Source organism: Lactobacillus sp. ESL0677 (genome assembly GCF_029392875.1).
Classification (GTDB): domain Bacteria; phylum Bacillota; class Bacilli; order Lactobacillales; family Lactobacillaceae; genus Lactobacillus.
The window spans coordinates 791,209-804,003 of record NZ_CP113946.1 but is presented as its reverse complement, the minus strand read 5'-3'; the positions used below and the strand labels follow the sequence as shown (position 1 = coordinate 804,003).

The window sequence follows — 12,795 nt, the reverse complement described above, 5'->3', positions numbered from 1 at the left end:
AATCTCCTTAATTTAATAATCCTTTTTGCTTTGCTATGTGCCAGAGCCAACCTGCCTTATAGCCCTTAGCTTTGCGATATTCTTTCAATTCTTCCAACGTGTTAAGCTCACTAACTTTCTTAGTCAGAATATAGTTAACTTCAAACTCGTTATTTCGCTTAATTCGCTCTAATTTTTCCTGCTTCTCAACTTCAATCTTTCTCGCCCGCTCGATTTCTTCAGAAAAATCATAATCGCAGTACGGACATCTGACTGAACCAGCCTTAATTACTGCATAACACTGCGGACATTCCTTAATCATGACCGTATTTTCTTGCGTCTGCCGGTTGCTATGGCCTTGCAAATTCCATTCTCGGTCATCATCGGGTAAACCAAACTCAGCAAAATTGCTTACTTGGTCAATAATTACAGCCTTTTTATTCGGCTGATACCGCATCGCTCGCATTGATTGCTGCAAATACAACACCAGCGATTTTGTCGGCCTCAGCATCACTACACAGCTGCAATCTGGAACGTCAAAACCTTCAGAAACTAAATCAACATTGCATAACACCTTGATTTTTCCAGTCTTAAAGTCAGCCATGATCTTCTCTCTCTTAATTGTGGGTGTCTTAGAATCAACGTGAATTGCTGAAATACCAGCCTTGTTAAATTCTTCAGCCACTTGTTTTGAAAAATTAATGCTAAAACTGTAAACAATTGTTTTTCCATCTTGGGCAAATTTTTGCCAGGATTTAACAATGTCACCATGAATGACTGACTTTTCAAATTCCTCAACCGATTTACTGGTGTAGTCACCAGTTGAACCGACCTTTAATTTGTTTAGATTTCCTAACGGCTTGCCATACATCACGTACGGTGCTAAATGTTTATGCTTAATCAGCCAGTCAACTGTTGGCCCTTCAACCATATCTGAATAAATATCATCGAAACCTTGACCAGATAATCGCCACGGCGTTGCCGTGAAGCCCAATCTTGGTACCTTAGAGAAGTAATCAAAGATTGCTTGATAACTCTTAGCCCGACTATGATGTCCCTCGTCAACGATAATCAGCGTCGGTCTCGGCAGTATTTTTAAACGGTTCTTGACCCGCATAACTGTATCAATCGTGCAATGTGATATATCAACACCCTGCTTGATGAATGTTTGCTTAATCTGCTGGGCTAACTCTTTTCGGTGAACGAAGAATAATACCTGTCCGCCTTTTTTAACGGTCAGCCTGGCGATTTCTGCAATTACGATAGATTTACCAGAACCAGGCGGCGAAACAATCAGTACGCCATTATTGCCCTTTGCCAGTGAGTTACGAGCCTGATTAACTAAATTCTGTTGATAATCAAATAGCTTAAACATTGAAGAATTCTTCTGCCTTACAACCGGGGCGATTGTCCAAACGGTTCTTGGCATAGGTGCCAGGATCTGACTGCATAATCAAACCTCGCTCACCTGTTTTTGGTTTCTGCGTCATTCTAGCAACCACATCACAGTTACCCATTAAAAAATCTCTGGGACCAGGTCTAAAATCAGGCGCATATTGCTCGAATTCTTGACCGTTAGTATCAGTTACTTTGTCACGCTTTTCCCAAGCTGTAACCAAGATATTTAAGTCCCAAGTGAATACCTTAGAAATAAATCTGATGGTGTAATTATTAATCTCGCCGTAGTCAGACATTTTATTGTCTAGCCCATTCTTGGTTTCCCTAGCTTTCTCGGCAAACCATAATTTTTGAAAATTGCTCATGTTATCAATAATCAGGTTGTCGTATTTACTCGGATCGAACTCACTAACGAAATCCTGCAAATCTTCAATCGGTTTGTCTGGGTCAATGACCCAAATATCTTTCTTACCTTGCCAAAATTTGATGCGATAAAATGATTGGTCCAGCGACAGCATGTAAGTCTTGCCCTTCATGAAGCTACTGAGAGTCGTTTTACCAACTCCTGGTATGCCATAAACCAGATACCGATATTTCTTCGTCTTCTGTTTCTCCCAATTAATCGCCGGCATCTTAACTTACCTCCTGCCCCATAGCTAACTGGGTAACATTCTTAATTGCTTGCTCAAACATTGCCTTCACGACATTCTGTCTGAATGCTTCACTAGGTGATGCCGTGAAATTGCCATCAAGACTTGGCTTCTGTTTTTCCAGCCATCTTTTAGCTGAGGCATAGGTTTTATTTTCTTTTAAAGCAGCAGCCACTAACTCATCTGGCCAAACGCTGATTGCCGTTTCAGTAGTGTCTAGCCAATTCTTAAAATCATTCATTGTTCGTATCCTCCACAGGATTTGCCATGTCCCAAATCTTTTGTTTTATTTCATTTGCACTAAAAAAGTAATTAACAGCATTAAAATCAGCACAGGATAATCGCTTTTTAAATAATTCCGTCTTAGTAAAAGGCTCTGCATTACCTCCATCAAAATAAATTGTATTTTCAACAAAGTTAATCGACTTACCATTAGATGCTTTTAAAATTCGCTTTTCTTCCATTTTATAAATCCCCCATATACGTCAATCCTGAATCAGATATTTCTTCTGCTTTATCTTGATACCAGTCGTCATCATCATCTTCGCAAAGCAGGTCTGATAACATCTCTTTAGGGTCATTTTCATAACCCGATTTTTCCATAAACTCCTTAGTCGTATTGGTATTCATTGCAACGTAAAGCTGGGCAATTACAAACTCTTGAAAAGTTTCGTAATCACAGCCTTCACCAATCTTACAGTTTTCACCTGACCAGTCCTCTGCAGTCCAACAATCCTCGCCACGACTATCTTCGAAATATCTTTCTTCTCGCAGCCATCTTGCTGCTAATCGCTGACCTGCTGCATCTTTTACTTCCATGTGCTATAATTCTCCTGAATAGTTAATATTTCTGAGTCCACAGTCAGTACCAGTGACTGCGGACTTTTTGTTTACATGCCAATCTCTTTTACGTAAACGCTCGGACAAGTTGCCAGATAAGTCACTAATGCTGCTAATGCAGGGACTAACAGAATAGTCCACCAGTTTGTTTGCCTTACGCTTAAATCGGTTCCCAAAAATCGATTTACTAATTCGTTCCATCGTTTCATCTCCTTTCACCTCGTGTTCCAATTTATTTCCTTTCTATGCTCCTCCATCCATTCAGCAGCTGGCTTTTCAAAAATAGTAAAGCCATGACCCACTCCCGGATGAATATCTGGACACCACTCAGGCTCGAATTTGTACAAAATATTCGTTTTAACCCAATCTTTACCGTGCGGGTTGCAATATTTTTTAGCAAAGTTTTCAATACTTATTGTTCTTCCCGTCAATGAATTTTCTGGAACTAAATGGAATTCTTGAGCGAATTCCTTAAATTCAGCTTTACGTTCTTCTTTAGTAATTGGGATTTGCATTACTATCACTACCTCCTAACTTTTCAAATCACTTAAATTAGATTTTAATTTCGAAATCTCTTCATTTGCTTCTTTTAACTTGCTGATTAATTCATCAAGAATGATGAAAGCATCGTCAGCATCAATACTTATTCTTTCAGTAAATTTATGTTCACTCATTTTAGCTGTTTCCTTTCTTTAACAAATCTATTGGCAAAACCAACTAAATCATTGTATGAAGTCCAAAACTCTTTACGCTCTGACTCAGTCATTTTGTTCAATGTTCCATCTGTTAAAACTTCGCCTAAGCACTTACTCATTTTTTACACCAGCTCCAGCTGCTCGTTATTTACTAATTTATTTACGAAATAAATCTGTCCTCTACCAGTAACAACCGTTTTTGTATTGATAGTTACACTGCCGTCTGGATTATCAGAAATCTTCTCGCTAAGCCGTAGCACATTCATATCTAGGGCTTTTTGCGTTGGTGAATTCCATGACCTACCTTTAGTTTTAATAACAAAGCCATTGTCACGAAGCCAAGCGTAGAAACGATCTCTGCCAATATTCAAGCCACTTCCACGAAGTATTTTAGCCATTTGCCCAACATCGATTGTTGATTTGCTAGTAGATACTGCATCAGCGAAAAGTGCCTTAGGTTTCATCTGCTTATTTTCGAGTTCTAAAGTTTTCGTCTTTTCTAGTGCTGCTTTATATCCACGAGCAATTACTGCATCAGGATCATTCCACTTCTTCTCAACTTCAATCAGATATTTGCGGTACTGCTTGCCCTTTTCTGTTCGACTTAATAAACAAAGCTGTTTTGCCATATCGATTGTTAAGGCATAATCAACAAGTGGCTTAACGGCGCCGTTTCCAACAACCGTACTTGTAGGTACGCTTGTAAAATCAACATATTCTTCGAAGTCTTTAAAGTTTTGTTCAACCCAAGCGCTAAACCTTTTCTTAATTTCTAATCCTTTGTGCAAATCTCTAGCACTAACTAATTGTTGGTCACCTTCAACCTGCACTTTTATTAATTCCTGCATTGCATTTCCTTCTTTCTAAATTCCTAAGATTTTGGCAGCCTTGGTTCTAATTTTCTTAGAGCTAGGCATGTTATCACCTTTCAATGCACGAGAAACCTGTGCTTGACTAGTACCAATCAATTCACTTAATTCCTTGTGTGTCATGTGACGCTTAATCAGAGCTATTTTGAATTTGATTTCTAAATTTTCAGTAGCTCTTTCTAGTTCTTCTTCGACCATAATTTTCACTTCCTTTCTAAAAATTTATATATAGCTCCTTTCTATTAATGAGATAATCATTAGCAGAGAGGGGGTGACTAGTATGAATTGGATATTAATCGGACAATTTATTAGTTATGCCGTTGCAATAATTTCCGCTTATTCAGCAATTACTAATAACAAACGTGACAACCAGACAATTAAAGAAATTGAATTATCTAAAGAAGATTTTGCTCGTGAAAACGAAGAACTCAAACGTGAACAAAATCTTCAAGATCAAAAGCAAAAATTAATATCAAATTTTTTAAGTTCAATTAATATTTTCGCAGGTTCAATGAATGGTAAAAATCAAGCTCAGGCTTTATCAGATTGTGGCAAAGTTTTATCAGTTCTAAGCCATGACAAAGTCAAAATTGTTACAGATCTTATGTCTACAATCCAAAAAGTAAATACAACAAGTTGGTTAACGAATGATGAAACTCAAAAAATCATCAATGCTATAAATAGTGCAACAATATCAATCCTGTTATAACTATAAAGAATGTACATAAAACAATATTTACACATAATAAATACTTACTAATTTTAGTGTGTCTAAAATTACACAAGTTCAAAATTGTTATAATTAGTACAATTGTATAAGTTACAAATCCACATTCCTGTGCTATTTCATTCAATTTCTCACCTCCTTTATGCAAAATAAACGGTATAAAATTAATCAAGTTCTTGACTAAAATTACGGTTTGCCGTAATATGTAGTCATAACAAATAAGCAAAGAAACAGTGCTATATCAATCTTCACTCGCCAAAGTTACTGAATTGATAGGCTAGTTTTTTCTTGCTCAATTACTTGATGAGATAAATATAACCCTACTCGATAAAAATGTAAAGATATTTTTACGGTTTATGATTAAATTTATCTGCTTAAATTGGAGGAAATTCTATTATGACGCTTGTTGAGCGGATTAAAAAACTTTCTAAAAAATATGGTTGGAACCTGCAAACAGTTTCTCAAAAGGCAGGATTAGGCATTAACGCAATTTATAGATGGAAAGATCAAACACCAACTACAGATAGCCTTGCTGCTGTTGCCAAAGTTCTCCATACATCTACAGATTACCTGCTAGGCAATACGGATGACCCCTCGCCTGTTTCGAAGGATCACCATGCTGTGGACATTGAAAATGATGAATTACTATCATATCGTGGTCGCCCTATTCCAGAAGATTATCTAGACATCATAAAAAATTTAATGGATTCTGATATTCAACATGGCAGAAAGAGGTAGATAAGTGAATGATTTAATACAATATTTACTAAATTTTGCCCTTGATCAAGGCTTCGGCGTCGCTCAACTCTGTGAAGACGAGGACTATAGGTCTTTAGCTGATAAATCTAAACAGCTGATTATCATTAATACAAATTGGAGAAATAAAACTGAACTGCCTTTCATTATTGGTCATGAAATCGGTCATTTAGTGGACGGTGACCTAGGTATTTCCAGTTATTGTGGTACCACGCTTACGTCCAAAGAACGACACGCCGATCTTTACTCACTTAATTTAATCTTTGATTATGCGACTAAGCAATATGATTGTTACCAAGAACCAGGTCAATTTATGCAAGCTTATGGTATTCCAACAAGAATGTACGGTGATGTTATTGAATTATTTAAAAACAATGATGATTTATTATTTTAATTTCAAAGTAAGCGGTATTATTAATAATTAATTTTTGCTAAAATTATATTTGTATTGTGTATTTTTATAATTTTAGGAGGAAACCACTATGAACAATAAAAAATTAATATCAATCGCAATTACAGGACTAGCAGTAATGACTTTAGCTGGCTGTTCAAGTAATGAAAATAGTAAATCTAGTAGTACTCAAACAGCTAAAAAAACGGTTGTTGAAAAAAATACTGCAAAAGCAGTAACCCTCACAGCTGGCAGTCACAAAGTAGGGAAAGAAATCAAACCTGGACGTTACATAATTAAAGCCATGTCAGGTAATGGCAACTTGTTTTCATCACATAGCCCTAATGACCGTGATATTAACGTTATATTAGGTACAACCGAAGATGATACATGGATGAGATTACCCTCTTACACAACTGACTTAATTAAGGGTGAAAAAATAAAACTCGATGGTATTGAATCTACTAAATTAACACCTACTTCAGATCAAAGAACATTTAGAACTACATTAACAGCTGGAAGCTGGACGGTTGGTAAAGATATTGAGCCTGGTGACTACATTATCAAAGCAACACGTGGTACAGGTAATATATTTTCTGACAATGCAGACGATGACATTAATGAAATTTTGGCTAAGCATCCCCAAAAATCATATGGGCAAGTTTCTAAATTGTCCGCTGAATTAACTAAAGGCGAAATTATAACCAGTGATGTTCCTAAAATAAAATTAATCAAAAACTAAAATATTAAAGGAATTTTATTTTAGGAGGAGAAAATATGAAAATAATAATACGTATATTTATGCTTGTTATATTTTGGGGAATCGCTGCGTACCTGCTATATCCGGCATTCGATACTTGGAAGAAACATGAAGAGGGAATACCACGCCATTATAGCTGGCTTAGAATAATAGTTTGTGGTTATTTTGGAATTGCATTTTTATTTGGACCAATAGCAGGAATTTACGATCTTATCAGTCCATCTGATACATCTTCAAATAATCAAACTGAAGAAACAAAAACAAAAGATAATTCAGATAATATTGAAAAGGAACAAGCCGAGCAACAGCAGAAAGAAAATAAAGCTGCCGATAAACAGAAAAAATTTAATGCTAAAGTTAATAAATACCTTAAAAAGAGCCTTAGAGAAGATCAAAATTTCTTTGCCAAAGGTGATAAGCGATATAACTACTCACCTTTTATTAACTCAATTAAATATACTGGGCAAGACAACTCAGACAGGGCTAATGTCCAAGTGAATACTGACTTCATTGAACTAGATAATGAAAGTAAAAGTGCTGTCGCTGAAAAGGTACAAGGTGTTATAGGAGCTACACTTGCAACTGTTAAAGATGATTACACTCAAGAAGAGCAGAACCAAGGTGCAGGTTTATTTTTCTATTTTGGAAAAAGAGCCGTTGGCCATTCAAAGTTATGGAACAGCCACAAATATAAGTGGTACAACTTCGATTAAGTAGGAGAAAATTATGGGATTGTTCAAATCGAAAGAAGAAAAAGATAAGCAAAAAGAGCAAAAATTGCAAGACTGGTTAAATACGCTTAGCCTTGAAGATATTGAAACAGATAATTTGCCTCAATTAAAACGAATCAAACGTCAATTAAGCAATATGTACGGATTGCCTGCATTTAGTTCAAATGCGGATGTTCCTAGAAATATATATGTTTTATTAACAGGCATGGTTGAGCAAAATTGGCTTTTAATTAAGCAAAATGATCAATTGAGAAAGCAAAACGAAGAAATAATTAAACTGTTGAAAAATAAATAATTACAAACAAAAAATCGATTAATAGTCCGTCTGGAAAACATAACTATTAATCGATTGAAAAGTAACATTGAATAAATAATTATTATCAAAAGTAAATATATTTTATAAATATTACTAATCGTGATTTACATGGAAGAGAAAAATTGCTTTTATATCAAGGGATTAGAAGATTTTATGATTTACATGGAAGAGAAAACATAAATGGTTTCAAAGGATAAAAATGGAAAAATTAATTATGAGTATGACATATTAGATATACCTAGTGATACTAAGTATTGGTTTGTTAGAGCTAATAGTAGAGCTGAGTATTATGATGATTTTAAATTAAACAATTATATTGCAGTTGATGCAAATTCAATATTGCTAAGTACTTTATTAGATATTCCACAAACATTACGTAGTTCGAATGATGCTTTAAGAGATCGATACAAACAGCTTTTTCAAGAAAATGCTTTAGAACGATTTAACAAACGCATTCAATCTGAAAAAATGTCAGATAAAACTCGAAAAAAAGAGCAAGCTTCCGAATTAAAACGGAGTGCATATAGATCTGGTATAGTTTACCACTTTGTAGAAGACATGAATATTGGAGATTTTATAGTTGTTCCCTATAATCGAGCTAAAAAATTTTTAATAGGTACTATAGTATCTAATTGTTTTGAAAACGAAATAGATCATATTGAAGATTTAGATGAAAATGGTGAATCAAACTATGCTATATCACCTTTTAAATTAAAACGCAGAGTTTTATGGATAAAAGAATTACCTAAAAATAAATTTCCTGATAAATTATCATGGATAGAAAGTGCTCATCAAAGTATTTTCAACATTACTAAGTACGGAAATGAATTAAATCCATATATAGCACCTATATATCGCTATAAAGAAAAAACTTATGCAAGAATTGGAGTAAACACAAAAGATAAGATTAGTTCAAGTTCATGGCTAGAATATCAATTAACCCTTAAAGAAATTTTGGGAGACGATTTAGATAAAGTCTTTCAAAAACAATATGTTCAATCACCAGGACAAATAATATTATTCGTTGAACAGCATTGGTGGTTAATTCCTATAATTTGGAGTTGCTTGTTTGGTGATGTTAAGTATTCTAACATGGGATTTGAAGGAAGATTCCAAGGACTATTTAAATATTTTTCTAAAGACGGAAAACGAGAAAGAAAGCTTGATCTTGAAGAAAAACAGGCAAGAATCAACAATATGAATGCTGATTCGGTAAACAAGCTTAATTCAAACAGTGAAGAATCCATTAAGCTTAAAGATAAAATTATTAAGTCAATTAGTAATTCAATGGATAAAGATGAAAAAACTAAAAAAATAAATAAGAGATTTACAAATAAGGTCGAAAAGAAAAATATCAACATTTCTGAAGATGCTCAGAATGTTGATAAAAACAAATTACAAAAAGATTTTAAACTTTCAAATGAAAATCCGGGAGTTTCAATTCAATTTGAAAGCCAAAAGGATAATTTGATCCCTTCAGAGGATGTATCCGAACAAGAAGTAAAGAAAGAAGAAAAAGGATCAGAAAAATAACATTAGTTTTAGCATTAAAAATCAGTTCGAATAATGCAGAAACTAATTTAACGAAAGAGGCTAATACTATATAACCCCAAACTTTTTGAAAAGTTTTCATATTTTTTCTCCTTTCTAATTAATTCTAAGAGAATTATTGATGAAAAAATATTAGTTGTCAATAATAATTGTCCAATTTAAAAATCCCTAAAGAATTCCATCGCCAAACTTTATTCTTTAAGGATTAATCGAATATTACGCTATTTGTGCGCTCAAAAATATTCTAGCACAATTGGAGGTGCTTTTAAAATGGCAGTAAGAAAACGTGGCAAATCATGGTCAGCTAGAATTAGCTGGCGCGATGCCAACGGTAAACTTCATCAAACAGAAAAAGGCGGCTTCAAAACTAAGGTTGAAGCTGAGCAATATTCCATTAAACAGCAATACCTTCATACGCAAGGTGTGGACATTGAAAACGACCCTGCTTTTGCTGATTACTTTCATGAGTGGTGGACCACTTTTAAAAAGCCGCATATTAGACATGAAACGCAAAAACGCTATGTAACCAACGATAAAATTATTCACGAATATTTTAAAGACACCAAAATTAAAAAAATCAAGCGAATTCACTGGCAACAATTTATCAATGATGTTTGTAAGACACATTCGACTACAACGGTAAGGCTACTCAATCGCCAATTTAGAGCCTGTGTGAAGAATGCAATTGCCGATGGCATAATTACACTAGACTTTACTCAAGGCGTCAATATCAACGGAAATGACGCGAATACGCGCAAACCAGTCTTTTTGTCCTATGCCGAAGCGCAAAAATTATTAAAGACTGCTCTGGATGACAGAGACCCTGCTGTTCCTTCCACTTACATTATCATTGCAATTATTCTAACTGGTGCACGTGTTGGCGAGATCAGCGGTCTTAAATGGCATAATTTAGACGCCAAAAAACACACTATCGCAATTCATCATTCTTATAATAGTGACATCAAAGAATTGGGACCTACTAAAAATACTTCTTCGTACCGCACAGTCAGAATTAATTCCAAATTGATTGAATTATTGCAGGAAATCAAAACAGATAATCAAGACGACTATATTTTTAAAGAAAAAGATACTGGCTTACCTCCTGCCAATCGAACGATCAATAGCAAATTGCAAGTAATTATGAAGCATGCTAATCTAACTAAAAAAGATTTTACAATCCATAGTTTGCGCCACGTTCATGTTGCCATTCTGCATCATAAAAATGTAGATTGGATGGCTATCTCAAAAAGATTAGGCCACAAAAATTTATCAATGACTTTAAATGTTTACGCCTATTACATTGATGAAGATAAAAGAAAAAGTGACAAAGAAATAGAAAAAAAGCTAGATGATTTATTCATCTAGCTTTTTATTTTTCCAATTGCCTGATGGGCAAGTGATGGGCAAATCAGCTTTTCGACCTCTGAAAGCCTTGCTGTTAAGCCATTCTTATTGGGATATCCGGGCTCGAACCGAAACATGCAGGAACCAGAAACCTGTGCCTTACCATTTGGCTATATCCCATTGATAAAATCACCCGTACGAGAATTGAACTCGTAACTCCACCTTGAGAGAGTGGCGTCTTAACCATTTGACCAACGGGCAAAATCAACATTAATTATTATGCTTGTAAAAGTTGTTCTTGTCAAGAGATTTTTAGTTATAATAATTAATAAGATAAATTTTTTAAAAGGATAGACATTCATGATTGATTACTCAACTACCCAAAACCTTATAGAATCAATGGTTTCCGAACGGATCGTGCCGGGCGTTAATTACGTCTTAATTAAAAATAAACAAACTTTCACCTCAACAGTGGGCTTTGCCACGATCTATCCTCAAGTTAGTCAGCTTAGTCCGTTCGCGGAGTATGACTTGGCCAGTTTGACCAAAGTTCTTGCTACTGAAAACATTTTACTAAAATTATACGCTGAAGGCAAACTTAACTTTTCTGAACCGTTACACGAGTTTATCCCCGAGTTTAGTGACCGGCGTGTGCGTCTATTTCATCTTCTCACCCATACTAGCGGCATTCGCGGCTGGATTGATCATCGTGATGAGCTAAATCACGATGAACTACTTGATGCAATTATCCATTTACCTGTCACCGATGAATTTGAGCATAAGATGCGCTATGCAGACACCAACTTCATTTTATTAGGGCTGGTAATTAAGCAAATTTATGGTAAACCTGTCCAAGAAGTTGCTACTACAGAAGTTTTTGCGCCCGCTGGGCTTACAGAAACGACTTTTAAGCCCGTTATCGCTGATTGCGTTCCAACTGCCCTACTTAATGGAAAAGTCCTTCAAGGCGTCCCTCACGACCCCAAAGCACGACAGTTAGGCAGTGACTGTGGCTCTGCTGGATTGTTTTCTTCAATGGCAGACTTGATTAAAATTAGTAAAGGCTACCTTGGCCTTGACCCCAATATTTTACCTTTCGACCAAGATGTTGTCAGCCAACTTTTTGAAAATAAAAACCCAGCAGGATTAAAACCGCGATCTTGGGGCTGGGACTTGCGATTTGATCCTGAAAATCACTACCCTCTAATTCTTCATACTGGTTACACTGGAACCTTAATCTTACTTGACCGAGTTAAAAAATCTGGCTTAATTTTGCTAACTAATCGCGTTCATCCGTCTGGTCACAATCAAATTTTTCTAACAATGCGAGAAAAAATAATTCGCAGTTTTTTAATTGAAAATGATAAATAAAACAAGGCTACCCGTCATAATCAGGTAGCCTTGTTTTATATTATTAATTATTTTGAACAATCTTTTTTATTAGGAATAAAGTGCCAAATCAGGTCAACAACAGCATCAAACAGCATGCCACCGGCCATCCAGTACATTGCCCACATCATCCCATTTGGGGTAAAGGTATAGTATGCTGCAAGCCCAAATACGATTACGTTAATAATTTTGATAACTAGATTATCACACATCATGTTAAAAAACTCCTTTTACTTAACCAACCAGTTCAATTATACCCATTTTCGCCGTAATTGAAAGCGATTTTCTTGTTTTTTAATTATGATTTGATAATTAAATATAATTTTGCGCCGATAATCATTATTGTTATCAAATGTTTACAGCTGTAAGCATACACTAAAATATTTTATTTCCCCCTAA

General features: G+C 35.1%; 20 protein-coding genes and 2 tRNA genes. 9 read left to right on the top strand and 13 right to left on the bottom strand.

The annotated features are described in order from the left end of the window. Positions 1–7 precede the first annotated feature (7 nt). From OZX76_RS03900 to OZX76_RS03855, 10 genes are all read right to left on the bottom strand, one after another. The gene (locus OZX76_RS03900; RefSeq protein ID WP_277181135.1) at positions 8–1,354 is read right to left on the bottom strand and encodes a DEAD/DEAH box helicase family protein; all 1,347 of its coding nucleotides are present in this window, start codon (positions 1,352–1,354) and stop codon (positions 8–10) included. Further along, positions 1,347–2,009 carry an AAA family ATPase gene (locus tag OZX76_RS03895; RefSeq protein WP_277181132.1) on the bottom strand — a complete coding sequence of 221 codons (663 nt, stop codon included), beginning with the start codon at positions 2,007–2,009 and terminating at the stop codon, positions 1,347–1,349. The genes OZX76_RS03900 and OZX76_RS03895 overlap by 8 nt, the downstream gene beginning before the upstream one ends. A 1-nt stretch (position 2,010) precedes the next feature. Then, complete coding sequence (locus tag OZX76_RS03890) at positions 2,011–2,268, bottom strand: hypothetical protein (protein WP_277181129.1); 258 nt, start codon at positions 2,266–2,268, stop codon at positions 2,011–2,013. After that, complete coding sequence (locus OZX76_RS03885) at positions 2,261–2,491, bottom strand: hypothetical protein (protein ID WP_277181127.1); 231 nt, start codon at positions 2,489–2,491, stop codon at positions 2,261–2,263. The genes OZX76_RS03890 and OZX76_RS03885 overlap by 8 nt, the downstream gene beginning before the upstream one ends. A gap of 1 nt (position 2,492) precedes the next feature. Then, complete coding sequence (locus OZX76_RS03880; protein ID WP_277181126.1) at positions 2,493–2,846, bottom strand: hypothetical protein; 354 nt, start codon at positions 2,844–2,846, stop codon at positions 2,493–2,495. 71 nt (positions 2,847–2,917) lie between these two features. Beyond that, positions 2,918–3,076: a hypothetical protein gene (locus OZX76_RS03875; protein WP_277181123.1), complete on the bottom strand. Its 159-nt coding sequence runs from the start codon at positions 3,074–3,076 to the stop codon at positions 2,918–2,920. 6 nt (positions 3,077–3,082) lie between these two features. Next, positions 3,083–3,382, bottom strand: coding sequence for a DUF771 domain-containing protein (locus OZX76_RS03870; RefSeq protein ID WP_277181121.1), 300 nt, complete (start codon positions 3,380–3,382; stop codon positions 3,083–3,085). Between the two features lie 15 nt (positions 3,383–3,397). Next, entirely contained in the window at positions 3,398–3,541 is a 144-nt protein-coding gene (locus OZX76_RS03865; protein WP_277181119.1) for a hypothetical protein, read from the bottom strand. Positions 3,542–3,684: 143 nt separating this feature from the next. Further along, positions 3,685–4,410: a phage antirepressor KilAC domain-containing protein gene (locus tag OZX76_RS03860; protein WP_277181117.1), complete on the bottom strand. Its 726-nt coding sequence runs from the start codon at positions 4,408–4,410 to the stop codon at positions 3,685–3,687. Positions 4,411–4,425: 15 nt separating this feature from the next. Beyond that, a complete protein-coding gene (locus tag OZX76_RS03855; protein WP_122025102.1) occupies positions 4,426–4,629 on the bottom strand; it encodes a helix-turn-helix transcriptional regulator in 204 nt (67 codons plus the stop codon). An 82-nt stretch (positions 4,630–4,711) separates the two neighbouring features. Here OZX76_RS03855 and OZX76_RS03850 point away from each other — a divergent pair, with 82 nt between their 5' ends. The 8 genes from OZX76_RS03850 (at position 4,712) to OZX76_RS03815 (ending at position 11,028) form a co-directional block, all read left to right on the top strand. Then, positions 4,712–5,140 (top strand): hypothetical protein, encoded by a 429-nt coding sequence (locus tag OZX76_RS03850; protein ID WP_277181115.1) that lies wholly within the window; start codon positions 4,712–4,714, stop codon positions 5,138–5,140. A 414-nt stretch (positions 5,141–5,554) separates the two neighbouring features. Further along, on the top strand, positions 5,555–5,896 hold the full coding sequence (locus OZX76_RS03845) for a helix-turn-helix transcriptional regulator (RefSeq protein WP_277181113.1): 342 nt from the start codon (positions 5,555–5,557) through the stop codon (positions 5,894–5,896). A 4-nt stretch (positions 5,897–5,900) separates the two neighbouring features. After that, complete coding sequence (locus tag OZX76_RS03840) at positions 5,901–6,308, top strand: M48 family metalloprotease (protein ID WP_277181111.1); 408 nt, start codon at positions 5,901–5,903, stop codon at positions 6,306–6,308. An 88-nt stretch (positions 6,309–6,396) separates the two neighbouring features. Further along, a complete protein-coding gene (locus tag OZX76_RS03835; protein ID WP_277181109.1) occupies positions 6,397–7,047 on the top strand; it encodes a hypothetical protein in 651 nt (216 codons plus the stop codon). Between the two features lie 35 nt (positions 7,048–7,082). Then, positions 7,083–7,778, top strand: a complete 696-nt coding sequence (locus tag OZX76_RS03830; RefSeq protein WP_277181107.1) for a hypothetical protein — start codon at positions 7,083–7,085, stop codon at positions 7,776–7,778. A gap of 13 nt (positions 7,779–7,791) precedes the next feature. Continuing rightward, positions 7,792–8,091 (top strand): hypothetical protein, encoded by a 300-nt coding sequence (locus OZX76_RS03825; protein ID WP_277181105.1) that lies wholly within the window; start codon positions 7,792–7,794, stop codon positions 8,089–8,091. A 201-nt stretch (positions 8,092–8,292) separates the two neighbouring features. Beyond that, complete coding sequence (locus OZX76_RS03820) at positions 8,293–9,645, top strand: hypothetical protein (RefSeq protein ID WP_277181103.1); 1,353 nt, start codon at positions 8,293–8,295, stop codon at positions 9,643–9,645. Positions 9,646–9,933: 288 nt separating this feature from the next. Further along, a complete protein-coding gene (locus OZX76_RS03815; protein ID WP_277181101.1) occupies positions 9,934–11,028 on the top strand; it encodes a tyrosine-type recombinase/integrase in 1,095 nt (364 codons plus the stop codon). Between the two features lie 87 nt (positions 11,029–11,115). Here OZX76_RS03815 and OZX76_RS03810 read toward each other — a convergent pair. Next, positions 11,116–11,187: transfer RNA gene (locus OZX76_RS03810), tRNA-Gln, on the bottom strand. Positions 11,188–11,196: 9 nt separating this feature from the next. Beyond that, positions 11,197–11,268: transfer RNA gene (locus OZX76_RS03805), tRNA-Glu, on the bottom strand. 99 nt (positions 11,269–11,367) lie between these two features. Here OZX76_RS03805 and OZX76_RS03800 point away from each other — a divergent pair. Further along, positions 11,368–12,378: a serine hydrolase domain-containing protein gene (locus tag OZX76_RS03800; protein ID WP_277181099.1), complete on the top strand. Its 1,011-nt coding sequence runs from the start codon at positions 11,368–11,370 to the stop codon at positions 12,376–12,378. Positions 12,379–12,425: 47 nt separating this feature from the next. Here OZX76_RS03800 and OZX76_RS03795 read toward each other — a convergent pair whose 3' ends face one another. Further along, positions 12,426–12,611, bottom strand: coding sequence for a hypothetical protein (locus tag OZX76_RS03795; RefSeq protein WP_277181097.1), 186 nt, complete (start codon positions 12,609–12,611; stop codon positions 12,426–12,428). Positions 12,612–12,795 lie beyond the last annotated feature (184 nt).

Bases quoted from the DNA above. Each gene is read 5' to 3' on its own strand.
- OZX76_RS03860 (WP_277181117.1), bottom strand. From the start codon at position 4,410: ATGCAGGAATTAATAAAAGTGCAGGTTGAAGGTGACCAACAATTAGTT.
- OZX76_RS03895 (WP_277181132.1), bottom strand. From the start codon at position 2,009: ATGCCGGCGATTAATTGGGAGAAACAGAAGACGAAGAAATATCGGTAT.
- OZX76_RS03900 (WP_277181135.1), bottom strand. From the start codon at position 1,354: ATGTTTAAGCTATTTGATTATCAACAGAATTTAGTTAATCAGGCTCGT.
- OZX76_RS03880 (WP_277181126.1), bottom strand. From the start codon at position 2,846: ATGGAAGTAAAAGATGCAGCAGGTCAGCGATTAGCAGCAAGATGGCTG.
- OZX76_RS03845 (WP_277181113.1), top strand. From the start codon at position 5,555: ATGACGCTTGTTGAGCGGATTAAAAAACTTTCTAAAAAATATGGTTGG.
- OZX76_RS03890 (WP_277181129.1), bottom strand. From the start codon at position 2,268: ATGAATGATTTTAAGAATTGGCTAGACACTACTGAAACGGCAATCAGC.
- OZX76_RS03855 (WP_122025102.1), bottom strand. From the start codon at position 4,629: ATGGTCGAAGAAGAACTAGAAAGAGCTACTGAAAATTTAGAAATCAAA.
- OZX76_RS03820 (WP_277181103.1), top strand. From the start codon at position 8,293: ATGGTTTCAAAGGATAAAAATGGAAAAATTAATTATGAGTATGACATA.
- OZX76_RS03795 (WP_277181097.1), bottom strand. From the start codon at position 12,611: ATGATGTGTGATAATCTAGTTATCAAAATTATTAACGTAATCGTATTT.
- OZX76_RS03815 (WP_277181101.1), top strand. From the start codon at position 9,934: ATGGCAGTAAGAAAACGTGGCAAATCATGGTCAGCTAGAATTAGCTGG.
- OZX76_RS03835 (WP_277181109.1), top strand. From the start codon at position 6,397: ATGAACAATAAAAAATTAATATCAATCGCAATTACAGGACTAGCAGTA.
- OZX76_RS03885 (WP_277181127.1), bottom strand. From the start codon at position 2,491: ATGGAAGAAAAGCGAATTTTAAAAGCATCTAATGGTAAGTCGATTAAC.
- OZX76_RS03800 (WP_277181099.1), top strand. From the start codon at position 11,368: ATGATTGATTACTCAACTACCCAAAACCTTATAGAATCAATGGTTTCC.
- OZX76_RS03850 (WP_277181115.1), top strand. From the start codon at position 4,712: ATGAATTGGATATTAATCGGACAATTTATTAGTTATGCCGTTGCAATA.
- OZX76_RS03870 (WP_277181121.1), bottom strand. From the start codon at position 3,382: ATGCAAATCCCAATTACTAAAGAAGAACGTAAAGCTGAATTTAAGGAA.
- OZX76_RS03875 (WP_277181123.1), bottom strand. From the start codon at position 3,076: ATGAAACGATGGAACGAATTAGTAAATCGATTTTTGGGAACCGATTTA.
- OZX76_RS03825 (WP_277181105.1), top strand. From the start codon at position 7,792: ATGGGATTGTTCAAATCGAAAGAAGAAAAAGATAAGCAAAAAGAGCAA.
- OZX76_RS03865 (WP_277181119.1), bottom strand. From the start codon at position 3,541: ATGAGTGAACATAAATTTACTGAAAGAATAAGTATTGATGCTGACGAT.
- OZX76_RS03830 (WP_277181107.1), top strand. From the start codon at position 7,083: ATGAAAATAATAATACGTATATTTATGCTTGTTATATTTTGGGGAATC.